This is a genomic window from Dysgonomonas mossii DSM 22836, from assembly GCF_000213575.1.
Classification (GTDB): domain Bacteria; phylum Bacteroidota; class Bacteroidia; order Bacteroidales; family Dysgonomonadaceae; genus Dysgonomonas; species Dysgonomonas mossii.
Genome location: NZ_GL892004.1, coordinates 34,332 through 60,817, shown reverse-complemented (window position 1 = coordinate 60,817; position 26,486 = coordinate 34,332). Strand labels below are relative to the sequence as shown.

Genomic DNA, 26,486 nt, shown 5'->3' with positions numbered 1-26,486 from the left:
GTGATTAAAAGCGATAAGATACTACTCCGGCAAAGTTGCGAGGGTCGATCTGGTTGATGTAGCCTCCACGGAAATATGAGTTGTATCCAAGTTCGTCAAAAATATTATTGAAGAACACGCGTGCCGTCACTTTCTTGTATGTATATGCTACCTGTGCATTTACTGTTGTATAGGCAGGCATATCAAATGGTTTTACACCCGGATTGTATGTGTGGCCATCGTATTGTGTACTGAATTCGTTCACCGGACGTTTACCTACATAATATGCTCCTAATCCTAGAGATAATCCTTTAACCGGGCCTCTGTCTACAGTATAATATACCCATCCGTTAGCAGTATGTTTTGGTGCATTCATCGGGGCTGAACCGTTTACATAAGAAGGGCTGTCGTCATATCTTGCATTCAGATAAGCATATCCTAACATTACTTGCAGATTTGATAAAATACGACCATTCAGTTCAACCTCGATACCATCACGTTTTAAGTCTCCCGCCTTATAATAAAGTCCTGTTGGTTGAGTTCCCACATACTCTGCATTTGTCAGGTTATCTGTAAAGATATGGAAGTAGGTGAAATTGAAGCGAAGCCTATTGTCGAGCCAATCTGATTTAAATCCAACCTCCCATTGCTTTGTTCTTGAAGGGCCGGCTAGTGTGCTATCAGTCAATATCAGAGCGGCAGATCTCAAACTGGTGCTTGTTGTATATGATCCGAATATGTTTACATTTTCGATAGGAGATACCATGATACCAAAACTTGGATCCCAAGCATCATTTTCTGTTCTTCCGGCATCGGATGTTTTGCCTGTTGCAGACAATGTAGAGATAGAACTGTAACGTAATCCCAAGATAGCTTTCAGATATTTGTTGAATGTAATCACCTCCTGTGCCATAATTCCGTATGTAGTATATTCGGAAATTATAGGCATTATGGATTCAGGATTTGCAAAAGTTACGTTCTGTCTCGCGTTATTGATTTTGCCGTTCAGAACATCTACAACATCTATAAACTTAGATCCTAAAGCCTTTGTCTGTGCGTTTGCTGTTCTATAATCAAATCCTAATTGGAAAGTATGCTTAACTGTTCCTGTATAAACATCCTGACCGATCAAGTCTAATTGGAATGTCGTATTTTTGTCATCTCTTAACGATCTGCCTAGTGTTCTTTTTCTTCGAGGGTCTTCGTAGTTACGAATATCTTTAGCCCCGTAAATATTGATAGTGTCGAGTGCAGTTGATGTGTTGTCAACATTGTATGCTGAATTGAAATAGGCTGCGCGAACACTTAGGTTATCTGTAAGTTTTCTGTTGATGCGAGCTGAATAAGTTAATAGCTTCGTATTGACATTATCATTTTCAAAACCTAAAAATTTGCTATGTGGCATGTCATACAATGCATTTGTACTAATGTCTGCAAAATTTACAGTACTGGTTACTGGAGTTGTGTTGTCATTCAGATAATCCATTTCGAGGGTTACAGATGTTTTGTCATCCGGACGCCATTCCAAAGAAGGATTGATATACACCCTGTCCATAGATACTACAGGCCTGTAGTTATCTTTACGTTCATAAGCTCCATTCAAGCGAAATGCAACCGTTTTGTTTTTATCTAGAACAGATTGTACGTCGAATGTTGGACGAAACTGCCCCCAGCTTCCTACGCGTACTCCTACTTCTCCTCCATTTACGAATTTAGGTGTTTTGGTTACTACGTTTATTACACCTCCGGCATTTCCTAAGTCTGTGATAACTCCTTGTGTGATAGCAGCGGAGCCTTTTATCATCTGGATGCTTTCAACCCCCTGCATATCGGCTATACCAGATGCAGTTTGGAACTGAGAGTCCATTCTCACTCCGTTCTTCAAAACAGGGATACCTCTGAAGCCTCTGGATGACATACTTTCTTTTACACCACCATAAGAGCCAAACAGTGTTACACCCGGTACATTTCTTACCGCATCTGTAATAGTAAGGGCTCCTTGTTCAGCTATTACCTTATCGGAAATTACAGATATACTTTGTATCTGTTCGCTAGGACGCAATGGCATACGTGTGATAGCGTCGAGCTTTTCGGGTTGCTTGTATCGTTCGCCGAATACTTCAATCTCGCTTAGGTTTGCATTCGAAATCATATCAAACTGGATATGAACTTCTTCATTATTTTTTAGGTCTACTTTCTTTTCATTGTTATTGTATCCTACAAAGCTTACTATTAGAGTGAGCTCCCTTTTAGGTAGGTTTGTGAATCTAAATTTCCCTGATTCGTCAGTAGATACGCCTTTTTGTAACTCTTTGATCGCTACAGTAGCAGATGCTATAGGATCTCCATTTTCGTCGAGTACCCTTCCTTTTATAACTTGAGCATTAACAACTGTAATGCTTATGATTAGAAAAAGAAATAGAGTAATGATCTTCTTCATAGTTGATATATATATAGTTTATACGTTAATAGATAAAATTATTCGACGGCAAAGGTCTTTATAATTGTACTGTCGCACAATCACAATATATAATGAAATTTTAACCTGTATATAACAATAAATAGGGATTGGAGGCTTCGGGGCTAGTTAGCGGTGCCTACGCTGTAGATACTTATTTTACTGTTTATGCATTCCAAGATCTCTTTAGCACATGACTCTAGGGTAGAGCCTGTTGTAATAATATCATCCACTAATAAGATGTGTTTGTTGGCGAAGGTTTCCGGAGTTACTACATGGAAAATGTCTTCTACGTTTTTCCAGCGGTCGAAGCGGGCATTCTTTGTTTGTGAAGGATTATTTACTTTTCGTAGAAGGGTATCACTATTAATAGGTATTCCGGTGATGTGTGAAATCCCTTTGCATATTTCAAGTGACTGATTGTATCCTCTTTCTTTTTGACGTTTTGGATGAAGTGGAACGGGGACGAGCATATCTATAGAAGAAATAAAATCGCTGTTTTTTATATTTTCTCCACATAGCTCACCGATAAATCTGCCGATGTGAGGGTTTCGATTGTATTTCAATTCGTGAATAATATGCTGTATGCTGCCACCTTTTACAAAATAGGCAAAAGCAGCAATATGTTGGAAAGGGAATCGTCCGGCGAAAAACTGTTCCAGACGGTTGTCGGGTTGCAGGTGGAAATTTGTTTTAGGTAAGAGCAGCAGGCAGTCGGTACAGATGTGCTGCTCTCCTTCGCTCAATCGTTGTTTGCAGACAACACAGAGGTTCGGGAAAAAGAGATCGAGAAAATTATGGAATATTGTCTTCATAAGTACCGCCTAAGATTTTATCTACACATTTAATACACAAATCCATAGAAAAACCTCGCCCCAAAGCAAAACGTATTAGTTTGGTTTTCTTATCGTAGTCATTCTTTGCCTTTACTGATTTCTCTTTTATGGAGAGGATGTGCATCAGTTGTTTTTCGAATTCATCTCCTGCAAGGTCTTCCAAGATCGGGTTGTAGATCGATTCTGGAATGTTAAGTTTTCGGAGTTCGAAAACAATTTTGGTCTTTCCCCATTTGTTGAATCGTAATTTATCGTTGATAAAGCTTCTTGCAAAACGTGTGTTATCAAGGTATTTTTCTTTCCTTAGCCTGTCCATAATTCGTTCTATAGCATCGGGAGGTAATTCCCATGCAAGTAGTTTTCTGCGTACTGCAAATTCAGATCGTTCGGCTCTGGAACAATAGGCTGCAACACGGTTGAGTGCTTGTGGTTCGGATAACTTCAATTTCTCTTGTTTTTAGAATAACACTCAAAAGTAGGAAAAATATTATCCTGAATGTAGTAAAGTTTTTTGTTTTGGTAAAATTTAGCACATTATCTGTCTATCTCTGCTCTCACCATCCTATCGTTTTTGTTTAAATCTTGAAATAGGCAAACGTTTATAAAACCTTTGCTTTTGACTAATTGTACTGTATCCTCTCCTTTTCTCTGATTTATTTCAAAGTATAATTTACCATTTGGCTCTAGCAAGTCTAAGGCAATATCGGCAATCCGGTCATAAAACAAAAGTCCGTTATTGTCGGGTACAAAGAGTGCGGTGTGTGGTTCATAGTCCAGAACATTCTGATCCATTCCGGATTTCTCTTTTTCCAAGATATAAGGAGGATTGCTGACAATGATATCAAATTTAGTGTCTGTAGGATAATTTTTTAGAACATCCACATTTCTGAAAATTATATTCACAGCATTTGAATCTGAGTTTAGTGTAGCGATCTTTAATGCCTCTTCTGATATATCCCATGCTTCGATATCTGCCTTTTCTAAATGCTTTGCTAATGCTATTGCAATAGCTCCGCTACCTGTGCCGATGTCGAGTACTTTTAATCCTGATTTTTTGTTTTCGTTCAAAATCAGTTCCACAAGCTCTTCCGTTTCGGGGCGAGGTATCAATACATCCTTCGTTACATGGAATGGAAGTCCGAAAAATTCGGTTTCACCAATAATATACTGTATTGGTTCGAACGTTTTTAAGCGATCTAGTATAGAGTGCAGCAGGATTGTTTGTTCTTCTGTCAGCTTTGTACCTGATATCACAGCCTGAGGGTACGAACGCTTGGTTATATGTTCTATTATAATACGTATAAATACCGAGATTTCGTTTTCGGGATAACACGTTTTTAGGTATTCTTTTATGTAGGATATTGTTTTTTGCACTTGGTCTACTGTTTTTAAATCATTTTTTCTTGTAAAGAACAAGTCCTTCATTTTTGTAAAGCAGAGAATACTCTCTGTCTAAAATCTCATAAAAAGAAGAATTTGCAGGCGTATAACCTGATTCAGACATATTATCCGCAGGTATGATAACCCATAGAGGAGAATGCTTAATCATCATGGAATTGATATCCTCAAATATCTTCTTATCATGAACTCCGTGCCATTCCTGAAAAATAAAGAATCTGTAATATGGTTTTATCCCTGTATTGAGAAAGAAACGGGATTGTACATTATAGGTGTATATTTTGTCTTTTTCATTATCTGGTATATGAGAAATTATATCTGACGATTGTTTGATAAAAATAGAATCATCCAGCATTTCTCTATATCTGGGACTGTTGTATTTCCATATACTATATCCGCATAATAAAGAAAATGAGACAATTAGATAGGTGTAAGTTAATAATTTGGAGTATCTCTGGTATGTGTATGTATTTAGTAATAATGCGAAGCCTAATGCAAGTAAAGGAATGTTTAATGTCATGTAATGAGGAACATACAGCCCAAATCTAGTGCTTACGACTCCCCATAATACGAGAAAACAGGTTAAGACTAAAATATCCTTCTTCCTCGTTTTATGACAATAAAGAACTGTTCCAAGGACGAGTATTATAAATGATGGCCAGTATTTAAAAAAATAGATGATAAATGACCTGATGGTAAAATGAGTTTTCGGTTCATATCCGATGTATTTCATGTTGAATATAAAGGTTGCGTAAATCATTTCGTAGAAACCTTCTTTATATGCAAAATACAATATGATGGGGATGGTTATGAGTAAAAATCCCAATGATAAACCTACAAGTAAATTTTTTATACCCTTCCAGTCTTTACCTTTAATAGTGAATACGAGTATAAATGATATGCAGGCGCATATTACTCCCATATTATTCATCCGCATCCAGAAAAGGAAAGCGACGCTTATCCCCATGATGAAATATTTCCATATGAGAATACTCTTTCTTCCTGATAAATGATACTGAATGGTAAATAGTAAAGAAGAAAGGATAAAAGGTAATGTGTATTCTTCGGTAAGATTTCCTTCTCCGATACTCAAAGAGAACATGAATAGACAGAATAAAACGATACTGAAGCTGATAAGTACTGGTGTAAAATGCCGGCAAATATGAAATATCAATATCTGCGCAATGGTGAGATTTATTATTTGTATAATAAAGATACCTGTATTGCCACTAGGGTACAGACTAAGGCCCAGTGCTTCGACTAAAATGAGAATAGGGCCTTTATGGTCGAAAAAGTCTACATATGGCGTTTTGCCTTCTAGGAACATTTTGCCCATCATTACAAATATAGAACTATCTACCCCCGACATATTATATAAAGGACTGGTACTTCCTGAAAATATCAGTAGAAAGAAGATAGATAAAATAAGGAATAAAAGATATATAAAGTAGTTAGTTCCGGTTTTTAATGATTTGCAAAAGTCCATATAAAGGTTTCATTTTGATATACAAAGGTAGATTTTCATGTCTGGTTTACCTGTATCTATATAATAAGATAAATTTATCGAAATATCCTTATTCCATTTCTTCGTCGTACTTCTGAAAGAGGAAATCGTTGTAAGGGTAGCGTTCTATATGAATCTCTTTTATTCTGTCGTACAATTTCTGTTTCAGTTCATCAAAATTCAATTTCTCTGTAGCCGAAATAAAAATACAATCGTTGTGCATTTTATTCATCCACGAGTTTTTGAGTTCCTCCAAAGAAATGTTCTCCTTGGTTTTAGGAGTCAGGTCGTCTTCATCTTTAGGCTTATAAGAAAAAGAGTCCACTTTGTTAAAAATCAATATAGTTGGCTTTTCCTCTTTGTCTATTTCAAGTAATGTTTTATTCACTACCTCTATTTGCTCTTCGAAGTTAGGATGAGAGATATCCACTACATGTAATAACAGATCAGCCTCTCTTACTTCGTCCAATGTAGACTTAAATGACTCGACCAAATGAGTAGGCAACTTGCGGATAAATCCTACAGTGTCGGATAACAGAAATGGGAGGTTGTCAATGATAACCTTTCTTACTGTCGTATCCAGTGTCGCAAAAAGCTTGTTCTCCGCAAAAACTTCCGATTTGCTTAGTAGCGTCATAAGGGTTGATTTACCTACATTGGTATATCCTACTAAGGCCGCACGTACCATTTTGCCTCTGTTCTTTCTCTGAGAAGCCATTTGTTTGTCAATCCCTTTCAGTTCTTCTTTTAGGAATGCTATCTTGGTAAGAATGATACGGCGGTCGGTCTCCAGCTGAGTCTCACCCACACCACGCATCATTACGCCTCCCCCTCGTTGACGGTCTAAGTGTGTCCACAAACGAGTCAAACGTGGGAGTAGGTATTGATATTGTGCCAGTTCTACCTGTGTTTTTGCATAGGCTGTTTGGGCACGCATGGCAAATATATCGAGAATGAGGCTTGTACGGTCAAGAATTTTCACTTGCAGCTCCTTCTCTATATTTCTTATTTGCTTTGGAGAAAGTTCGTCATCGAAAATGACTAGACCTATCTCATTATCTTCCATATATTGCTTTATTTCCTGTAATTTTCCTGTACCTACGAAGGTAACGGGATTTGCTTTTTCGAGCTTTTGTGTGAATTTTTTTACAGGAACGATGCTCGCCGTTTCGGCAAGGAATGCAAGCTCATCGAGGTACTCTTTTACCTGTTCTTCTGTTTGGTATTGAGTGATAAGCCCTACTAGAACTGCTTGTTCGTTTTTTGATTCTGATATAATAAAGTCTTTCATATAATCTTTTAATCTCTAAAGATTTTAAATCCTATTTGTACTCTAACTCCAAAGTTCCACCATTGAGAATATCATTGTGGTTTATTCTGAAATCGGAGATAATTTTTCCGTTATACTTCACCTGTTTGATTATAGCCTCGGGTGATTTACGGTTCTTAGTTGTAATGTTTAATTTTTTTCCGTTATCCAACTGTATGGTAATATTATCATAAAGCGGGGAAACGATTTCGTACCACGGTTCGCCTACTACCAGAGGATATAGTCCTATTGTAGAGAATACATACCATGCACTCATTGTGCCATCGTCTTCGTCCATTTCGGGCATGTATCCTTTTGGTTCTGCCTTAAAGGGTTTGCCATAATAAGGAGTCGGATATTCGGCATTCCCTCCATACAGGTGGTTCAAATCATCCTTTATGATGCGTCTTACATTCGCCTGAGCTTTCTCATATTGTTGCAAGCGATTGAAAATATACGGAGCATGTATTCCCGGTTCGTTTCCTTGATTAAACAGATTGTTTTCAAAGAAATAGTTGAGCTGCTTCGCTAAGATGTCTTGTCCTCCTGCACTGTCAGCCATTTCGTTCAGGTATTGAGGCAAAGCCCAGCGATATTGCCCAGCGTGTACCTTGATAAAGCCCGCTGCCTCGCATCTTTGTAAAAGAATCGTCAATGTTATTAAAATCTGTATTCCATGTTTTTATAAATGTGCTTTTTGCTTTGTCGCTATAGTAATTAGCGTCATCCGTTTTGTTTAATATCTCCGCTATCTGAGCCATAGCCCACCAGTCTATACAGCTCTCCAGTGTCTGATCGGGACGATTGGTAGGAAGGTTGTCCATTTCTTTTTTTATTCCATTGTAAGCTTTAGCTAAATTGATATTGGTGATCCCTTTCTTGTACGCATCCAGTAACACTACTTGCGAATGCTCGGTACGTACTGTAGGGGCGGATTCGAAGTCTGTAGCCCAATCTTTTTTGCCATATATATACAGATTACACAAAGAGTTTGCAATATCTCTCATCGATTTGGAATCGAGTAGGGTGATCAACGGAAACTTGGTGCGATATGTATCCCACATAGACCAGCAACTGTAGTATGTATAGTCCTTTTTTTGCTGTACTTCTCCATTTGTAGCCAAATACTTTCCGTCGATCGACGTTGTATTCGCCGGACTAAGAAATACTCTGTACAGAGAGGTGTAGAATAGTTTCTTTTCGTCTTCGCCAGCTCCTTTTATTTCTATTCGCGACAAGATATTTTCCCATGCATTAGCGGCTTGTGATTTTATTTGTTCGAAAGAAAGGTTTTTTACACCTTCGTTTTCTAAGCTTGCTGTTTCTGTGCTAATCGGAGAAAGTGCAACTCTCACTTCTATCGGTTGATTATCCCTGCTCTCAAAAGCCAGCTCTAGATCTTGCCCATGCTTTACATTTACTGTAAAGGGCTTGTTTATACTTATGTTGAAGTATAGTTTGTAAGCACCATGATCGCATGTGTTGCCTGCATGTATATATCCTTGTATTTCCTTGTCTGAAACAATTTTGTAATCACAGCCTAATACTCTGGTGAAAGATGAGGCAAAATTTATTGACATCTTTTGCGCCTCTCCCTTTGGGTAGTGATAACGTTCTATGGCTACATTGTGAGTTGCTGTCAATTCCGCTTTTATTCCATTGGTAAGAGTGGTGGTATAGTAACCCGGAGCAGCAGATTCCAACTCTTTATTCATACTGATGCTAACGTCTTTCGTTACAGGTTTTATACTTAAATTACCCCCTGCGCCACTGCATCCGATACCTGATATGCGATTGACTGAGAACCCCGAAATCTTGCTTACATCATAATCGTATCCGACATGAGTTCTAGGGTCGGAATCGGGACAAACCCTTGCCATGCCATATGGAACACATGCGGCAGGGTCTACCTGTCCGTTATCTCCGGCTGTACCCATAAAGAGGTAAACATATTCGTTCTTTGTCTTCCTCTGTTGAGCAAAGAGATCATTTGTATTTATGAGTATCGAGCAGAAAAGAATAATCAGGATGAGCGATGGTTTATAGAATCTCATAATTAAAGTTTTTTGCACAGGATTTGGTATAATGGGCTAAAGGTAAGAATAATCTGCAAGAGGTAGCAGTACATAGATATTAAAAAAGAGCCTGCATTGTAGGCAGACTCTTCTGTATCTTTTTCGTACTTTGTTGTAGGATAAAGAATTAAGCTTTGTTAGATACAACTCTTTTTTCTTTGATTCTAGCTTTCTTACCTGTAAGATTACGAAGGTAATACAATTTAGCACGACGAACTTTACCCACTTTGTTTACAGTGATACTGTCAATAAATGGTGATTCGATAGGGAAAATTCTTTCTACACCGATGTTGTCAGACATTTTACGAACAGTGAAACGTTTTTTTGTTCCGTGTCCTGCAATTTTAATAACCACACCGCGGTACTGCTGAACACGTTCCTTGTTACCTTCTTTGATACGGTAAGCAATTGTCACTGTGTCACCACTTTTGAATTTAGGAAACTCTTTTCCTGTAGCAAATGCTTCTTCTGCAACTTTAATTAAGTCCATGATTATATATGGTTTTGTTGTTAATATACGCAATATACACGAGCACCTCCCGTCAGAGATTACGCAAAGCGGATGCAAAGATAACGATATTTCCGAAAATTGCAATACCTTAACCTCTATTTTTGAAACTATTAGGATGGGTATCAGAAGGTGTATTCCATTCCTATTCCGTAGCAGTTATCTCCTATATTTGGAGCTATTGCCAGTGTGTGTTTCGAATTTAAGTGATTCGGGTATAAAATTTTATTGATTGTGGGTAATAAAAGATAGCTGGCTTCGACACTAAATATGCCTATGCCGGCTCCCATTAATACATCACTTACCCAATGCCTTTTATTGAGTACCCGCAATACGCCTGTTGTCGAAGATGCTATATATCCACTAAAAGCTATATAGGGAGATTTGCCTATATACTCACGAAACAGGATGTGTGCACCTACAAAACTTGTAGCCGTATGGCCCGACGGGAACGAATTGCGTGTCGACCCGTCCGGTCTAAGCACTCCGGTACTGTTCTTTAGAATGTTGACAGTTCCCGCCATCAGAAGGTGAGACGTAGCCATTATGATAGTTACATCTTTCAGATCGTGATTCCCTTTAATTCCGGCAAGATTTAATGTATATACAGAAACGGCAGGGGCAAACTGTAGATAATCATCATATATCATCTTATTCTTAAAATGTTCGCCAACTTCATTATTTGTGCTTTTGTCCAAATCTTTGAGCATATGATTCTCGTGAGCCATGATACCATAAGCAATAAATAGAGTAGGGGCAATTAATCTGGGATAGGTTGAGTTAAAGCTTATTTGTTTAATATTCAATTCAGGAATTTTGTTTTCCCATTTGTCGGAGTCGATATTTAAGGGAACTTGAGGTGATGCGGATAAATCTATTTTGGGAAATAATGTCTTGTTCGGCAAGGTACTACTTTGCAATAATTTAGGTTTCGATGTAATTAACGGCTTATATTCTTGGGCATACACATGTATAATGCCTGTTTGTGTAAGTAGTATAATGATAAAAAGACTTACTTTTCTAAACACATTCATATATGTCAAATTTGATAGTTTATTGATGATAAATATATAACGAAGAAGTTTTTATTTCGTTATTTATTGGATATATTTTAAGGTTAAATAATCATAAGACAAGGTATTATATCTTTGTTAATCTATGTTTAATTAAAGGTTCTTATTGGTTTTGTAAAGCTTATTCGTTATACTTTTGTATATACAGGAGAAAAAGCCTTTTAATTTATTATCAAGTATAAAATGAAAATAAAATATATAGCAGCTGCAACTGCATTCTTTGCAACGATATGCCTCAATGTTGCTGCTTTGGGAAGTAAAACAACTAGTCTCTACGATACGGTCGATAAAGAAAAAATGGGACATTGGGTCGACTCAGTCTATAATCAAATGTCTCTGGATGAGCGTATAGGACAGCTTTTTATGCCTATTGTTAGCGGAGATAATACAGAATCGAATAAAACCACAATAAAAAATCTGATAACGAACCAGTATGTCGGCGGACTATTGTTTTCTAAAGGCTCTCCCCAAAATCAAGCGGAACTCACCAATTATGCGCAACAAACGGCTAAAACTCCTTTGATGATCTCGCTCGATGGAGAGTGGGGCTTATCGATGAGGTTAGATAATACAACACAGTTTCCTCGCAATATGATGCTAGGTGCAATTCAAAATGATTCCCTGTTATATTACTATGGTCTCGAAGTTGCTCGACAGTGCCGACAGATAGGCGTGCAGGTTAATTTTGCTCCGGCACTCGATGTTAATAGCAATCCAAATAACCCTGTGATCGGGAACCGTTCGTTCGGTGAAGACCCCGACCGTGTAGCCCAACTTGGTGTTATGTATTCGAAAGGTTTGGAAGCAGGCGGTGTGATGGCTGTAGCAAAACATTTTCCGGGACATGGCGATACATCCACTGACTCTCATAAAACTTTGCCTACTATTACGCATGACAAAGACAGGCTTGATGATTTTGAGATAAAGCCTTTCAGAAAATATATTGATGCAGGTTTGTCGGGAATGATGATCGGGCATTTGAATATTCCTGCTCTCGACCCTAAAAGGCAACCCAGCTCTCTATCTGAACCCATCACTACGAAGCTGTTGCAAAATGATCTTGGCTTTTCGGGATTGATTTTTACAGATGGCTTACAGATGAAAGGAGTTTCGGGTGAAGATAACTATTGTGTAAGGGCTTTGTTGGCGGGCAATGATGTTCTTCTCGGGCCGGTTAATACAGCAAAAGAATTCAATGCGGTAAAGAAAGCGATAACAGATACCTTACTCACGGAATCGCAAATAGAGGTTAAGTGTAAGAAGGTATTGGCATATAAATATATTCTGGGATTAAATCATGTCGGGACTATAGAAACTTCGGGTCTTATCCAAAATCTGAATAATGCGAATGCCGAGTGGATAAACCGAAACCTGCATCGGGATGCAATGACATTGATAAAAGATGATGATAAAATCGTCCCGCTAAAGGGGCTTGATAAAAGAAAAATTGCAGCGATATCGATAGGCGCTTCGGTGGACAATACATTTCATAATATTTTGAAAATGTATGGAGATGTTACCTGCTTCAATGTTTCGGATAGTGATGCCCTTTTGCAGTTGAAAAAAGTACTTGAGCCATATAATACAATTATAGTATCGGTGCACACTGCAAGAACAAATTTTAGTACTGCTATACAAAATGTAATACAAGGAAAAGAAACTGTACTGACCTTTTTCATTAATCCTTATCGGGTAGCAGCTTATGCCTCTACAGTCAAAAATGCCGATGGAGTTTTGCTGGCTTATGAAGATACCGATCTGGCTCAGAACTATGCGGCTCAAGCTATATTTGGCGGAAATGCTATTACAGGAAAAGCTCCTGTGACCGTGAAAGGAGTGTTTAAAGAAGGAAAAGGGATCAATACTAAAAAGATAAGACTAAGCTATGCTGTGCCCGAAGATGTAGGCATAGCAACAAGCCGCCTGGATGGTATAGAGACTATTGTACACGAAGGTATAAAAGCTCAGGCTTTTCCCGGATGTCAGATATTGATAGCCAAAGATGGAGAAGTTATTTATAATAGATCATTCGGTTCGTTCGAATATGATGGCAAGCAAAAGGTAACGAATACCGATTTGTACGACCTTGCCTCCATGACGAAGGCTACGGCTACCGTTCCTGCTGTGATGAAATTGTATGACGATGCCAAATTGAAACTCAATACACCTATCAGCAACTATGTATCTGCACTGAAAGGTACGGACAAATCGGATATAACAGTACGGGATGCGCTCTTGCACGAGAGCCGACTTCCTGCCTTTATTCCTTACTATATGAATGCGATAGACGAGGAGAGCTATGAAGGTAAATTGTTCAATCGTACGCAGACTTCTCTTTATTCTGCTCAGTTCGATGCGAATACATGGGCTCGTACAGATTATAAATTTAAACCTTCGATGGTGTCTCAAACTCCTAAAGTGGGCTTCTTGCCTTTGGCCGAGGGGCTTTACATCAACGAAACTTATGCAGATACTATTATTTCTGAAATTGCGAAGTCGAAATTGTCTAAAAGGAAACAATATGTATATAGTTGTCTCAATTTCATGCTACTGAAAGAAGTTGTGGAAAAAATATCGAAAGAGGATTTGAATACATTTGTACAGGAAAACTTTTTCAGCAAGCTAGGTGCTACAACAACGACTTACAATCCCTTGACAAAATTCGATAAGCAAAGAATTGTCCCTACCGAGAAAGATGATTTTCTACGCAAACAACTCTTGCAAGGCTATGTACATGACGAAGGCGCAGCCTTTATAGGTGGAATCTCGGGTAATGCCGGCTTATTTTCGGATGCGAATGATATTGCCAAACTGTATCAGATGTGGCTGAATATGGGTACGTATGGCGGTGAGGAGTATTTGTCGCCAAAAACTTGTCAACTGTTTCTTCAGGCAAAGAGCGGAATTTCACGCCGTGGACTGGGATTTGATAAGCCGGAAACAACAACGAGCAAATCGAGTCCGACAGCGTTAAGCGCACCTGCAAGTACATACGGGCATACAGGTTTTACAGGAACTTGCTTCTGGGTCGATCCTGATAATAATTTAATTTATATATTTTTGTCGAACAGAGTGAACGATAAGCGAACTCATAATGCGATATCTACTTTAAATATACGTACACGTATTCAGGAAGAGATATATTCGGCGATGAAAAAAGGAACTGTATTACAAGAAATAAATATAACTAATACTAATACCAATGACAAACAAAAGACTGACGCTGAATGACGAATTGAAACCATTTTTTAGTACCGAAAACCAGCTAATATGGGATTTGATAATAGAAAACAAAACCGAAGAATTGCACCCGGTATTATCGGAAGAAGATGAGCATATCAATAAAATACTTGCCGAACTTTTTACAGAGGGTAAAAGCGATACTCTGGATGCATACGATTTTGTAACTGTCAAAGAGCCCAATAGTAGTTTATTCAGAGATTTGGTTCGTTTCATTTTTGCATCAGATATCAATGGAAATTATGATGAAATAAAAGAGTTGATCTTGAACAAGATTTTCGATTTTACACTCGATATGATTGAGCAGTTGCAAAAGGAGACCCAAGGATACCCGATGAGGCCTGTTTCCGAAATTGTAATCAAAGAAGCTTCGTCGATTCGTATGTCATTGAATACATTGGCTTATTATTTTCGTGAAAAAGAAGATGTTGAAGGACTACACTTCGCCACGGTTATGAGAACCAAGCTTACGCTGTCTATCATGAGCAACTATAAAAATATAGTAGGGCATGATATGATAGAAGCTGCTAAAATAAAGGAACGGGTGGGGGAGACTGATGCCGCTCTTGTTTTTTATAATGCTGCCCGTGAGAACTTGAAAAATGAACTGCATTGGTTTGTAGAAAGTCCTGAGATGGGAGCCAGCGAAGATGATGTGATCATGCTGCAATCTCTTAAAGAAGCATATCAGTCTATCGACAGATTAAAGAATACAGAGCTGTTTGTACAAACATGTGAAATTATCGACGAAATATTGAGCAGGGAATATGTTGAGTATGACTTCGATGAAGAGGATGAGGAAGATTAAAAAATATATATTTCTATATTGCTGTCTTTTGTTGTTGCCTTGTGCTTTATTTGCTCAGCAGCAAAAGACAGCATCTATTAGTCTCGAAGAATATCTGCAAACGCAGGAGCTGGTAAATGTCAATGCTTTAGATAGTAGTATTCGTGTAGATCTAAAGTATGCAACAACAGATAACTTTACAAAAACAATCCTTTACGATTCGTTGGCAAATATATATCTGCATCCTTTGGCTGCAAAAAAGCTGGTGGCTGCACAGAAATATTTGAAAACTCTCCACCCTGATTATAGTTTATTGGTTTATGATGCCGTACGTCCATTGAGTGTGCAGCATAAGATGTATCGGGTGGTGCAGAATACCAAATATGCGGCTTATGTCGCAAACCCTTCACGTACAGGTCTTCATAATTATGGAATGGCAGTAGATCTTACTATTTGTAACAAAAAAGGTGTACCTTTGGATATGGGCACTCCCTTCGATTTTTTTGGTGGTGCTGCCGGTATTAATAAGGAAGCTGAATTGGTGCAACGAAGGGTTCTTACAAAACAGCAAGTCGCAAATCGTGAACTATTGCGCAAAGTGATGAGGCATGCCGGTTTTTTGACTATACGTGGCGAATGGTGGCACTTCAATGCTGTAAGTCTTATAGAAGCCCGCAAGTTGTATAAGGTTATTGAATAACGCTTTTCTTTTTCTTTCGAAAGATATATTTGTAATTCTAAAATAATAAGCACATGAAAAGGATTTACACAGTTTTACTTGTATTATTTATTTTGAGTATGTGCGCACAGAACGCTAACGCACAATTTGTGGTGGCACAAGACACCGTTCGCGGACGAATTGACTTTTGTCCTCGTCTTGGAGATTTGCATAATGCTGTAGAGATTCCCAACGATTCGGTTTTTTATATGCTGCCTATAGATCAGAGTACAGATCCGTGGCGTCAGGTCTATCGCTATATGCCTGATAGAAGCGTCAGCGGCGGATATATACATGGTAGGAAACTGATGCGGGTGGATGATTATGATATAGTAGAGGTAGAACGTCTATCGGCTCATGGTAGCATATCTTTCAAGAATGCAGATGTACGAGTCGTTGTTTCCGTTGCACCCATCGGTACAAAAGATACTTCAGTGAAAAAAGGTGCTGATGGTACCTATATGGTAAACGGGAAGAAGGCTTATGGCGTCTCAAGGTGGTCTTCTCCTCAGTTGCACTATAAATCTATTACGGTGTCTATAAAAGGACGGAATATTCCTGTTCCTCAGAAGGTATTTGAGCACTTGCTCGAGCCCGATATTGAAGATATGGTTGTGTATTATAATCCCAGCAAACAAATAGTTTATATGCAAGTCAACAATGGTGGCACATCGGCTTCTTATACCGCATTGTTTACCATTTCGGTTCGGGGTGTATTAAGTCCGTATGTGTTTTATCCATCTATGAATAGGTAAGAGCAGGTTGATAATCTTTTTATCCTTCTGAATGAAATAAAGATCTCAGTATAGAGGTAATTCTTTTTTAAGGATTTATCTTATAATAAGAGGTCTTTGAAGTGATTGTATGCTGAGTTTCTAGTGTGCGGCAAAAAGTGACACAGCAAAAGAGTGCAAAACCTGTTACTTTTGTTGCTTTTTAACAATTAAACAAAAGGGTAATTGGATTGAGGGTGATGATTGAGAAGGGATTTACTTCTTTAACATTCCCGTTTGCTGAAAGATAGATAAGGTGATATATAGCAATATTCCTGCTGCTATTCCTAATACTCCGATTGTTATTGTAGCTACGATAATGAATGCTGCAAGAAAATAGCGATACTCGTTTCCTTTAAACTTGATATTTTTTATTTTCAACGAGAACATTGGAATTTCAGATACCATGAGTAATGAGAATACTACAATGGCAACCAGAAAAGTATATATCAACGATGGAGTAATCATTGGAACTTTGTATGCAAGACCATAACAGAAGCTAACCCAAAACATAGCATTAGCCGGAGTGTTTAACCCGATAAAAGACTCGCTTTGCCTTTCGTCTACATTGAACTTTGCTAAGCGCAAAGCAGAGAAAATAGCGAGTAGGAATGCTATATATGGCAGATATTCTACTATAATGGGATTCTGAGATATGCGTATCGTGTTGTCTGACAGGAAGCGGAAGGCTGCAATACTCGGAGCCAATCCGAAACTGACCATGTCGGCCAAAGAGTCGAGCTCTTTACCGATTGGAGAATAGGCCTTCAGCAAGCGAGCTGCAAACCCATCGGAGAAATCGAACAGGGCTGCGATGATAACCCATACTACTACCCATGTATATTCTCCCTGAAATGCCATAACCGTGGCTATCGATCCTGAAAACAGATTGAGAGAAGTGAGTGTGTTTGGGATATGCTTTTTCATCTCTTTATGCTCGGAACTTTGCTATTACAGTCTGGTTTCCGGTTACCTTTTGATCCATTTCTACAAGTATCTCAGTACCTAACGGTAGATATACGTCAACTCTTGATCCAAGTTTGATGAAGCCGAGATGTTCGTCTATGCTGCCTGTTTCTCCAACCTGCGCATAGGTTACAATCCGTCGGGCCATAGCTCCTGCTACCTGACGTAGCAATATTTGGTTTTTACCGTCTTCGGTTTCCATGACTACAGTCGATCTCTCGTTTTCTGTACTCGATTTTGGCAGGTATGCCGCCATAAAGCGTCCATCATGATGCTTAGACATCAATACTTTCCCGTTGATCGGATACCAGTTTGCATGAACATTGAATGGAGACATGAATATAGATACGATAATACGTTTGTCTTTAAAGTATTCGCCTTCGTACACTTCTTCTATAGCCACTATCTTTCCATCGGCAGACGCTACCACAACACCGTTGCTGTCGCCTTTGAATTGCCTATACGGGCTCCGATAGAAGTTGAGCACTATACCGAAAAAAACAAGTGATGCTCCACCTGCAAGATAGGATAAAAATGTGTGACGGAAGAAATACCAAAGTATCCCGTTTAATACAAACAGGATTATAAAATATGTTGTTAAAACGTCTCGTCCTTCGTGATGAACCTTCATTATTTTGTGATAAACATATTTAATGTAAGGTGCAAAAGTATCTTTATTTGGCGATATATACAAATTTGGAATCTGAATTTTAGTACAAAAGAAAAGAGAGATGAACGAATCACCTCTCTGATGTATGTATTTTATACCTATTTTGTATTTATAGGATATACAGTGAACTGATAGATTCGTTGCTTAATACTCTGCGGATAGCATTTGCAAACACATCAGCTACAGATAAGATAACTACCTTTTCGCACTTCTTAGAGTAAGGTATGCTGTCTGTAAATACCATTTCTGTAAGTCCCGATTGGGTTACTCTTTCCGATGCAGGGTCAGACATCACCGCATGACTGGCTATAGCTCTCACCGATCTCGCTCCACTGGCTTTCATTATGTCGGCAGCTTTTGTTATTGTACCTGCTGTATCCACAATGTCATCTACCAACAGCACATCCATTCCAGTAACGTCCCCGATGATTTGCATTTCGGATATTTCGTTTGCTTTTTTACGAAGTTTATAGCATATAACCATCGGCAAACCAAAGTATTTGGCGTATGAGCTTGCGCGTTTTGTACCTCCCACATCGGGTGTTGCTATCACTAGGTTATCGGTATCCAATGTTTTGATATAGTCAACGAATATTGCAGATGCGTATAAGTGGTCTACCGGAACATTGAAGAATCCTTGTATCTGGTCGGCATGCAAGTCCATAGTTATTAGTCTGTTGATGCCCGCTGCACTAAGCATGTCCGCAATAAGTTTAGCTCCGATAGAAACACGAGGCTTATCTTTGCGGTCTTGGCGAGCCCAACCGAAGTATGGTATTACAGCTATTATAGATGAGGCAGACGCCCTTTTTGCGGCATCGATCATCAATAGGAGTTCCATAAGATTATCTGAAGAAGGGAACGTAGACTGTATCAAAAAAACCTGACCCCCCCTGATTGACTCTTCGTATGAAACAGAGAATTCTCCATCGGCGAAGCGTTCAATTTTCATTTTACCCAAAGGGCATCCAAGGCTAGTACATATTTTTTCAGCTAAGTAACGAGAATTAGTTCCCGAGAAAATTTTGAAAGGTAGATTATTGTCCATCTCTTCTTTAATTTTTTTAATCTTTATGGAAAGTTTTTTAATAGATTTATATGAGACTGTAAAATTAGGAAAAACAACACAATTAGCTCATAGAAAATTTAATTATTTTCCCAGAATATTCTTCTATGTTTAAAAACAGGTTCCGATCCCATTGTGGACTTAATGTAAAATTCTTTTTAGTGAGCAGTTCTTTCGCTTTTTTTATTTCGTGCGGTTTTATTTCCATATATTCGAAAGCATGAAAAGGAATATGCACAGAAATATCCACAGGCTTGGAATCAAAATTAGCGACTACAATCAAGAATTCATCTTTGCCAGACCTCAAGAAAGCGTATTGTTTTGTAGAATCAAAGTCCATGTTGTTATAATTAGCATACATCAGATCAAAGAATTTACCTGTTCTGATTGACTCTTCTTTTGCGATCTTTAGAAGCTGAATATAAAACTTCCGAAGTTTTATCTGTTCCTCCTTTAGTCCTCCTTCTCTGAACGTTCCTTTGTTCCTCCAGCTTCTTATAGAGTCTACCGACCAATAATCAAAGATGGTTGTACGTCCATCTAGTCCGCTAAAACCTTCTTTATCCATTCCCCGTTCACCCAGTTCTTGTCCGAAGTAGATCATTACGGGATTGGTATTCATTGTTGCGGCTACAATCATTCCCGGAATGGCTTTAAAAGCATCGCCTGCAAAGAAATCAGATGCTATGCGCTGTTCGTCATGGTTTTCGAGGAAGTTTAGCATTTTGGTTTGTAGCCCGTCAATGCTTTGCCAAGAAAAGGTAATGTCCGATGAAGGTTGTTGATGGGTGATTACATTACGTAGTGTATCATAGAGCCCAACTTTGTCGTATAGATAATCAAACAGTCCCCAATCTACATATTTGTGATACAAGTCGGGATTATATACCTCTGCAATAAAGATAAGTGTCTTGTTTTTTGCTTTTACTCTCGGTATTACCCAGTTCCAAAATTCCACAGGGACCATCTCCGCCATATCACATCTAAATCCGTCTACCCCTTTGGCTGCCCAGAATAGAAGAATGTCTTTCATCTTTAGCCATGTGTCAGGGGTTGGTATAAAGCAGCTTGTGTTGTTATTGGTATAGTCTATTCCATAATTTAATTTAACCGTTTCGTACCAATCTGTTACCGATGGCTTATTGCTGAAGCAGTCATTGCCGGTTGCTTTAGCCGGATATTCTATGTATGCGTTTTCTCCTTGTTGAGTAGGGAATTGCAATTCTAGTTTTTGATTGGGTATATAATAGAAATTATTATCCGGATCGAACGCTACGTTTTTATTATCATCTGCACCCAGATCTTTTATCTTTTTAGGTTTTGCATCAGAATGATATTGTCGTGCAACATGATTGGGAACAAAATCAATAATGACTTTCATTCCATTTTTGTGCGTACGTTCTATGAGGGCTTCAAATTCTTGCATCCTGTTGTCTACAGTATCAGCCAGATCGGGAGAAACATCATAATAATCACGGATCGCATAAGGCGAGCCTGCTTTTCCTTTTATTACATCGGGATGATCTTTGGCTATTCCATTTGCTGTGTAGTCGGTAGTAGAGGCATGTTCAAGTATGCCGGTATACCAGATATGGGTAAATCCCATTTTTTTTATTTCTTTCAATGCCTTATTGTCGAAGGCTGAGAACTTACCTACTCCATTTTCTTCTATGGTGCCGCTTTCCTTATTTGTGCTGTTGTCGTTGCCGAATAATCGGGGAAGTACTTGGTATATAAAAATCTTTTCTGCCATAGCTGCTAATTTTATTATTGTGCATGTGTTATGCATGTAATAAGGTTGATATGTGGAAAATCTTTTGTTAAGGCTTCTTTTTTTTCTTCAAAAAATTTTGTTGTCAAGTTATATCCTGCCTTATATATTTCTTCAACATGTTCTAGATCAAACATTGAATATTGAGACAAAGATGTTGATTCGATCAGATAGTCACACAAGTTTCGGTCTAATAAGGTATTGGAGCCGGACATATAGTGGAAAGACCTTTCTGCAATATATTTAATAGAGCTCCTGAATTCTGCTTTTATGATGGGGCTAACATTGACTCCTATAATTTTAACGCAATCTTTGCGTATCGTGGAAACTGGGAAGTTCTTAAATAGACCTCCGTCAACATAATAATGTTGGTTGATTTCCACAGGACGGAAAATGATAGGTACCGAACATGATGCAATAACGGCCGGTATCAAAGCTCCTGTAGAAAACACCTTTGTTTCACCATATTCTATATCAGTAGCCACAGTTCGCAGGGGTATTTTCAGATCCTCAAAGGTTTTAGCTCGGAGATGTTTTTTTAGAAATGAACGAAACCCATCGCTTTTGAAAAAGCCGCCATGTGGTATCGTAAATTCTGCAAACTCTCTGAATACCTTCTTCTTGAAGAATGATAATATTTCCTCAGGAGTATACCCATCCGCATATAATACTCCGGCAAAAGCTCCTGCGCTGGTTCCGGATATAATTTGAGGATAAAGACCAATTTCATTTAGTGCTTGCAATACGCCTAAATGAGCAAAACCTTTGGCACCACCTCCGCTAAGGGAGAGACCTAGTTGATAAATGTTTTTTTCCGGACTCATGCGTTTTGTATCAATATACAAATTTAAGGATATTCTTCTTATTTGCTAATTTGTAGTCTAATAATAGTTGCGACGATGTGTGTGAATAATGAAAAGAGCTGTTTTTAATCATTAAAAACAGCTCTTTTCATATATTCTGAGTAATTGTTACTTTACTTCAAAATCTTGTTTCATATCAATTTCTTCTCCATTTTCATCCATAAAATGATATTCGAGGAATGCCAGATTCTGGTTTGGAATGATCTTCACTCCCATGCCATAACGCCATTTCCATTGCCATTTTAATGAAGGAAAACCTTTATTGATAAATGCTGCTACATACGGATGTATGTAGAGTTTGAAATTCTTTACTTTTAGATCTTTTACTAGATAGCTTATTTTCATGCGCAGGGTATCTGTAAACAGTATGGATGGTCTTATTTCTCCCTTCCCAAAACATGTAGGACATGCTTCGGTGGTTGATATTTCCATCTCTGGACGTACACGCTGACGTGTGATCTGCATTAGCCCGAACTTGCTCAGTGGGAGTATATTATGCTTTGCCCGATCATTTGCCATCAGCTCCTGCATTTTGGCCATTAGTTGTGCTTTGTGCTCACCTTCCGTCATATCTATGAAGTCGATTACGATGATTCCCCCCATGTCTCGTAATCTCAATTGACGTGCTATTTCTTCTGCTGCTGCGGAATTCACTTCCCATGCATTATTCTCTTGTCCTGCTTCAGGATTCTTCGACCTGTTGCCGCTGTTTACGTCTACAACGTGAAGGGCTTCGGTATGTTCCAAGATAAGGTATGCGCCATTACGGAATGTAACTGTTTTTCCAAACAAGGCTTTTACCTGTTTTGTTACATTGAAATTATCAAAGATAGGTAACCCGCCATCATAACTTTTTACAATGTTTTTTTTGTCGGGTGCTATAAATGATATATAATCCTTAATCTGGTTGCAGGTATCTAAATCATTGACATGGATTTCCTGAAAGGTAGGATTGAAGATGTCTCTCAGTAAGGCCACAATACGGCCTGTTTCTTCAAAAACGAGGGTTGGAAGTTTATTTTTCTGAATCTTAGGAAGATTATCCTCCCAACGTTTTACCAATGTTTTCAGTTCTGTATCCAGATCAGCTACCTTTTTCCCTTCAGCTACAGTTCTTACTATTACTCCGAAGTTTTTTGGTTTTATGCTTTGTATAAGTTGTCTTAGACGAGCACGCTCCTCTTTCGATTTAATTTTTTGAGAGACAGATACTTTGTCGTTGAACGGAATGACAACTAGAAAACGGCCGGCCAGTGAAAGCTCGGCTGTGAGGCGGGGGCCTTTTGTTGATATAGGTTCTTTGGCTATTTGTACCAGTATTTCTTGTCCTGGTTTGAGAACGTCGCTGATAGACCCATTTTTGTCTATGTCTGCTTCCATTTTCATCTTCGAGATGTTAGGAAACTTTTTCTTATCAGCTAAAGCCTGTTTGTAAAACTTATCAACGGATTTGAATTGAGCACCTAGATCTAAATAGTGAAGAAAAGCGTCCTTTTTGTATCCTATGTCTACAAAAGCAGCATTTAATCCGGGCATCAGTTTTTTAACTTTGCCGGCATAGATGTTTCCTACCGCGTATGAAGCGTCTCTTCCTTCTTTTTGCAGTTCGACAAGTTTCTTGTCTTCCAAGACTGCGATTGAGACTTCATTGGGCTGAACATCGACTATTAGTTCGCTATTCATAACTATGTTTTAGAATTAAAAATAAGATTTAAATTCCCTATTTAAATCTGATAGTAGAGTTTACTTCTTTGTTTATCAAGAAGCTTTTTCATTAAATACACAAAGAACAAACTTAGAAATTCAACAATTTGCAAGTTTGTTCTCGTATATTTCATTAAATAAAAGAATTACAGATTATTTTTTCTTTTTGTGTCTGTTCTTTCTTAATCTTTTTTTGCGCTTGTGCGTAGACATTTTATGTCTTTTTCTTTTCTTTCCGCTTGGCATGTTATTTATATTTAGAAATTAATTTAATAAAAGGCAAGATTACTTTCTCACTTGAGTTATGAAAGTTTTGGCAGGTTTGAATGCCGGAATTGAGTGAGCAGGTATGATGATAGTAGTGTTTTTAGAGATATTACGAGCTGTTTTTTGAGCTCTTGTCTTCACGATGAAACTACCGAAACCTCTTAAATAAACATTTTCATTCTTGCTTAACGAGTCTTTTACAACATCCATGAATGATTCAACTGTTTTTAATACAGTAGCTTTGTCTATTCCTGTATTTTTCGCAATTTCGTTAACGATGTCAGCTTTTGTCATTTTCTTATCTTTTTAAATTCGAAACAATTAATTTTTTGGACTGCAAATATATAGCTTTTTATTTACCTTTGAAACAAATAATTATCATTTTTTCTCCTAGATAAAGAAATTAACGTTCAACTATAGCTTGTTTTGAGCGGATATTAATGTGTTCTAAAATGAATATGGAAAAAGATTTAAGACTAAGCTCTATATTAATAAGGTGGTATGAAGCTAATAAGAGAGATTTGCCATGGCGCAATACGTCCGATCCGTATGCAATATGGCTTTCAGAGGTTATCTTGCAGCAGACACGTGTAGATCAAGGTTATTCTTATTATAATAAGTTTATACAAAAATACCCGAAAGTGGATATGTTGGCAATGGCTGACGAAGATGAAGTTTTGAAGCTTTGGCAGGGACTTGGCTATTATAGCAGGGCGCGAAACCTTCAGGCGGCGGCAAGGTTGATAGTGAAAGATTATAATGGTGTTTTTCCTCGCCAACACAAAGATGTATTGAAGTTGAAGGGGGTGGGCGATTATACTGCCGCGGCTATAGTTTCCATCTCTTACAACGAGCCTTATGCTGTGGTAGATGGTAATGTGTACCGGGTGCTGTCGCGTATTTTTGCTATTAACGAACCCATCGATAGTGGCAAAGGTAAAAAAGTATTTGCAGAATTGGCTCAAGAGTTGCTCGATGATGCTAATGCAGGCTTGTATAATCAGGCAATAATGGAATTTGGTGCATTACAATGTGTGCCTGTTTCGCCTCGTTGTGATATTTGTCCGGCATCCTCGATATGTTTGGCGTATGCTCAAAACAAAGTAGCCCAATATCCTAAAAAGGCGGGTAAGCAAAAAGTGCGAAACCGTTATTTTAATTATTTTGATATCCGACATGGCGAATCTATGTACTTACGCAAACGAGGGGATAAAGATATCTGGCAGAATTTATACGAATTACCCCTTGTGGAGACGGAAAAAGAACTGACGATTGAGGAATTGCAAAAAGATGAAAAATTTAAACCGTTGTTTGAGGCTGCTTCTGATGTTAAAATACAATACATCCGGCAAATAAAACATGTTTTATCGCATCAAATTATTTATGCAATATTTTATAAAGTAGAGGTGTCGGAAATTCGATTGGAAAAAGAATATCTAAAAATCGGAGTTGGCGATGTTGACGATTACCCGGTTTCGCGATTGGTGCATAAATATCTGGAACAGTTGTGACTTATATATTCTGGGGCTTGTGTAAGATCGAAAAAAAATTAACTTTGTAATCAAATAATAGAGCGATATGGATAAAATATCATTGATTGTCCCTTGCTACAATGAAGAACAAGCTCTTCCGTATTTGTATAAAGAAGTAGTGAAACTTGCGGAAGGAATGCCTGATCAGGAATTTGAATTTATTTTTATAAATGATGGTTCGAGGGACAAAACCTTAACAGTAATTAAAGAACTAAGAGAGTCGGACGAAAGAGTGCATTTTGTGTCTTTTTCCCGCAATTTCGGTAAAGAAGCAGGTATATATGCCGGCTTGCAAGCAGCTACCGGAAATTTTGTATCGTTAATTGATGCAGACTTACAAGACCCGCCGTCCTTGATAAAGGAAATGTATGAAACCTTGAAAACAGAAGACTACGACTGTGTGGCTACTCGCCGGGTAGACCGAAAAGGAGAGCCGCCTATCCGTTCGTTTTTTGCCAAGCAGTTCTATAAGCTAATAAATAAGATATCAGATACTGAAGTTGTAGACGGAGCTCGTGATTTTCGTCTTATGACGCGGCAGATGGTTGATTCTATATTGGAAATGGGCGAATACAACCGTTTTTCGAAAGGTATTTTCGGTTGGGTCGGATTCAAAACAAAATGGATTGCCTTTGAGAATGTCGAACGTGTGGCCGGAGAAACAAAGTGGTCATTTATCGGATTATTTTTGTATTCTCTGGAGGGGATAATTGCATTCTCTACCCGCCCGTTGATTATTGCATCCGTTTTTGGTATCCTTTTTTGTATAATAGCATTCATTATGATATGCTTTATTATCTTCAAAAAGATATTGTTCGGTGATCCGGTGCAAGGTTATGCGTCTACTCTTTGTATCATTTTCTTTATCGGAGGAATCCAGTTGTTTTGCCTTGGTATTTTGGGGCAATATTTATCAAAAACATATATGGAGGCAAAAAAACGACCTATTTATATCGTAAGAGAGCGGGCTTAATTCGCTATTTTGCAAT

General features: G+C 38.2%; 23 protein-coding genes. 6 read left to right on the top strand and 17 right to left on the bottom strand.

Annotated features, from left to right (window positions below; translation table 11 throughout):
• Positions 1–4 precede the first annotated feature (4 nt).
• From HMPREF9456_RS00295 to HMPREF9456_RS00255, 10 genes are all read right to left on the bottom strand, one after another.
• Positions 5–2,419: a TonB-dependent receptor gene (locus tag HMPREF9456_RS00295; RefSeq protein WP_006841432.1), complete on the bottom strand. Its 2,415-nt coding sequence runs from the start codon at positions 2,417–2,419 to the stop codon at positions 5–7.
• A 143-nt stretch (positions 2,420–2,562) separates the two neighbouring features.
• Positions 2,563–3,252, bottom strand: coding sequence for a ComF family protein (locus HMPREF9456_RS00290; protein ID WP_006841431.1), 690 nt, complete (start codon positions 3,250–3,252; stop codon positions 2,563–2,565).
• Positions 3,233–3,718: a regulatory protein RecX gene (locus tag HMPREF9456_RS00285; RefSeq protein WP_006841430.1), complete on the bottom strand. Its 486-nt coding sequence runs from the start codon at positions 3,716–3,718 to the stop codon at positions 3,233–3,235. Before HMPREF9456_RS00285 ends, HMPREF9456_RS00290 begins: the two co-directional genes overlap by 20 nt.
• Positions 3,719–3,807: 89 nt before the next feature.
• Positions 3,808–4,647, bottom strand: coding sequence for a peptide chain release factor N(5)-glutamine methyltransferase (gene prmC, locus HMPREF9456_RS00280; RefSeq protein WP_026177010.1), 840 nt, complete (start codon positions 4,645–4,647; stop codon positions 3,808–3,810).
• Positions 4,648–4,666: 19 nt separating this feature from the next.
• Positions 4,667–6,157, bottom strand: coding sequence for a hypothetical protein (locus HMPREF9456_RS00275; protein WP_006841428.1), 1,491 nt, complete (start codon positions 6,155–6,157; stop codon positions 4,667–4,669).
• Positions 6,158–6,245: 88 nt separating this feature from the next.
• Positions 6,246–7,466, bottom strand: a complete 1,221-nt coding sequence (gene hflX, locus HMPREF9456_RS00270; RefSeq protein WP_006841427.1) for a GTPase HflX — start codon at positions 7,464–7,466, stop codon at positions 6,246–6,248.
• Positions 7,467–7,497: 31 nt separating this feature from the next.
• Positions 7,498–8,046 (bottom strand): glycoside hydrolase domain-containing protein, encoded by a 549-nt coding sequence (locus HMPREF9456_RS17595; protein WP_006841426.1) that lies wholly within the window; start codon positions 8,044–8,046, stop codon positions 7,498–7,500.
• The gene (locus HMPREF9456_RS00265) at positions 8,039–9,538 is read right to left on the bottom strand and encodes a glycoside hydrolase domain-containing protein (RefSeq protein ID WP_006841425.1); all 1,500 of its coding nucleotides are present in this window, start codon (positions 9,536–9,538) and stop codon (positions 8,039–8,041) included. The genes HMPREF9456_RS17595 and HMPREF9456_RS00265 overlap by 8 nt, the downstream gene beginning before the upstream one ends.
• Positions 9,539–9,686: 148 nt before the next feature.
• Entirely contained in the window at positions 9,687–10,049 is a 363-nt protein-coding gene (gene rplS, locus HMPREF9456_RS00260) for a 50S ribosomal protein L19 (RefSeq protein WP_006841424.1), read from the bottom strand.
• Positions 10,050–10,192: 143 nt separating this feature from the next.
• Entirely contained in the window at positions 10,193–11,101 is a 909-nt protein-coding gene (locus HMPREF9456_RS00255) for a phosphatase PAP2 family protein (RefSeq protein WP_006841423.1), read from the bottom strand.
• Positions 11,102–11,323: 222 nt separating this feature from the next.
• On the opposite strand from HMPREF9456_RS00255, the gene HMPREF9456_RS00250 reads away from it, so the two are divergent.
• Genes HMPREF9456_RS00250 through HMPREF9456_RS00235 form a run of 4 tightly spaced genes read left to right on the top strand, consistent with a single transcriptional unit; the run spans position 11,324 to position 16,640 of the window.
• A complete protein-coding gene (locus tag HMPREF9456_RS00250) occupies positions 11,324–14,371 on the top strand; it encodes a serine hydrolase domain-containing protein (protein WP_006841422.1) in 3,048 nt (1,015 codons plus the stop codon).
• Complete coding sequence (locus tag HMPREF9456_RS00245; protein ID WP_006841421.1) at positions 14,343–15,188, top strand: hypothetical protein; 846 nt, start codon at positions 14,343–14,345, stop codon at positions 15,186–15,188. Before HMPREF9456_RS00250 ends, HMPREF9456_RS00245 begins: the two co-directional genes overlap by 29 nt.
• The gene (locus HMPREF9456_RS00240) at positions 15,175–15,867 is read left to right on the top strand and encodes a M15 family metallopeptidase (protein ID WP_050797496.1); all 693 of its coding nucleotides are present in this window, start codon (positions 15,175–15,177) and stop codon (positions 15,865–15,867) included. The genes HMPREF9456_RS00245 and HMPREF9456_RS00240 overlap by 14 nt, the downstream gene beginning before the upstream one ends.
• A gap of 53 nt (positions 15,868–15,920) precedes the next feature.
• Complete coding sequence (locus HMPREF9456_RS00235) at positions 15,921–16,640, top strand: hypothetical protein (RefSeq protein WP_006841419.1); 720 nt, start codon at positions 15,921–15,923, stop codon at positions 16,638–16,640.
• Positions 16,641–16,874: 234 nt separating this feature from the next.
• Here the strand turns inward: HMPREF9456_RS00235 and HMPREF9456_RS00230 are convergent, their stop codons facing one another.
• The 7 genes from HMPREF9456_RS00230 to HMPREF9456_RS00200 all read right to left on the bottom strand — a co-directional run bounded on the left by HMPREF9456_RS00230 (position 16,875) and on the right by HMPREF9456_RS00200 (position 24,259).
• Positions 16,875–17,585: a CDP-alcohol phosphatidyltransferase family protein gene (locus HMPREF9456_RS00230; protein WP_006841418.1), complete on the bottom strand. Its 711-nt coding sequence runs from the start codon at positions 17,583–17,585 to the stop codon at positions 16,875–16,877.
• Between the two features lie 4 nt (positions 17,586–17,589).
• Positions 17,590–18,255, bottom strand: coding sequence for a phosphatidylserine decarboxylase family protein (locus HMPREF9456_RS00225; RefSeq protein WP_018074730.1), 666 nt, complete (start codon positions 18,253–18,255; stop codon positions 17,590–17,592).
• 148 nt (positions 18,256–18,403) lie between these two features.
• On the bottom strand, positions 18,404–19,342 hold the full coding sequence (locus HMPREF9456_RS00220) for a ribose-phosphate pyrophosphokinase (protein ID WP_006841416.1): 939 nt from the start codon (positions 19,340–19,342) through the stop codon (positions 18,404–18,406).
• An 82-nt stretch (positions 19,343–19,424) separates the two neighbouring features.
• Complete coding sequence (locus tag HMPREF9456_RS00215) at positions 19,425–21,113, bottom strand: alpha-amylase family glycosyl hydrolase (RefSeq protein WP_006841415.1); 1,689 nt, start codon at positions 21,111–21,113, stop codon at positions 19,425–19,427.
• A gap of 14 nt (positions 21,114–21,127) precedes the next feature.
• Positions 21,128–21,955 carry a patatin-like phospholipase family protein gene (locus tag HMPREF9456_RS00210; RefSeq protein WP_018074733.1) on the bottom strand — a complete coding sequence of 276 codons (828 nt, stop codon included), beginning with the start codon at positions 21,953–21,955 and terminating at the stop codon, positions 21,128–21,130.
• 147 nt (positions 21,956–22,102) lie between these two features.
• Positions 22,103–23,677, bottom strand: a complete 1,575-nt coding sequence (locus tag HMPREF9456_RS00205; RefSeq protein ID WP_006841413.1) for an Rne/Rng family ribonuclease — start codon at positions 23,675–23,677, stop codon at positions 22,103–22,105.
• Between the two features lie 306 nt (positions 23,678–23,983).
• Entirely contained in the window at positions 23,984–24,259 is a 276-nt protein-coding gene (locus HMPREF9456_RS00200; RefSeq protein ID WP_006841412.1) for an HU family DNA-binding protein, read from the bottom strand.
• Between the two features lie 158 nt (positions 24,260–24,417).
• Between HMPREF9456_RS00200 and mutY the strand changes: the two genes are divergently transcribed.
• Both mutY and HMPREF9456_RS00190 read left to right on the top strand, forming a co-directional pair.
• A complete protein-coding gene (mutY, locus tag HMPREF9456_RS00195; RefSeq protein ID WP_006841411.1) occupies positions 24,418–25,476 on the top strand; it encodes an A/G-specific adenine glycosylase in 1,059 nt (352 codons plus the stop codon).
• A 67-nt stretch (positions 25,477–25,543) separates the two neighbouring features.
• Complete coding sequence (locus HMPREF9456_RS00190; protein ID WP_006841410.1) at positions 25,544–26,470, top strand: glycosyltransferase family 2 protein; 927 nt, start codon at positions 25,544–25,546, stop codon at positions 26,468–26,470.
• The last annotated feature ends 16 nt before the right edge of the window (positions 26,471–26,486 follow it).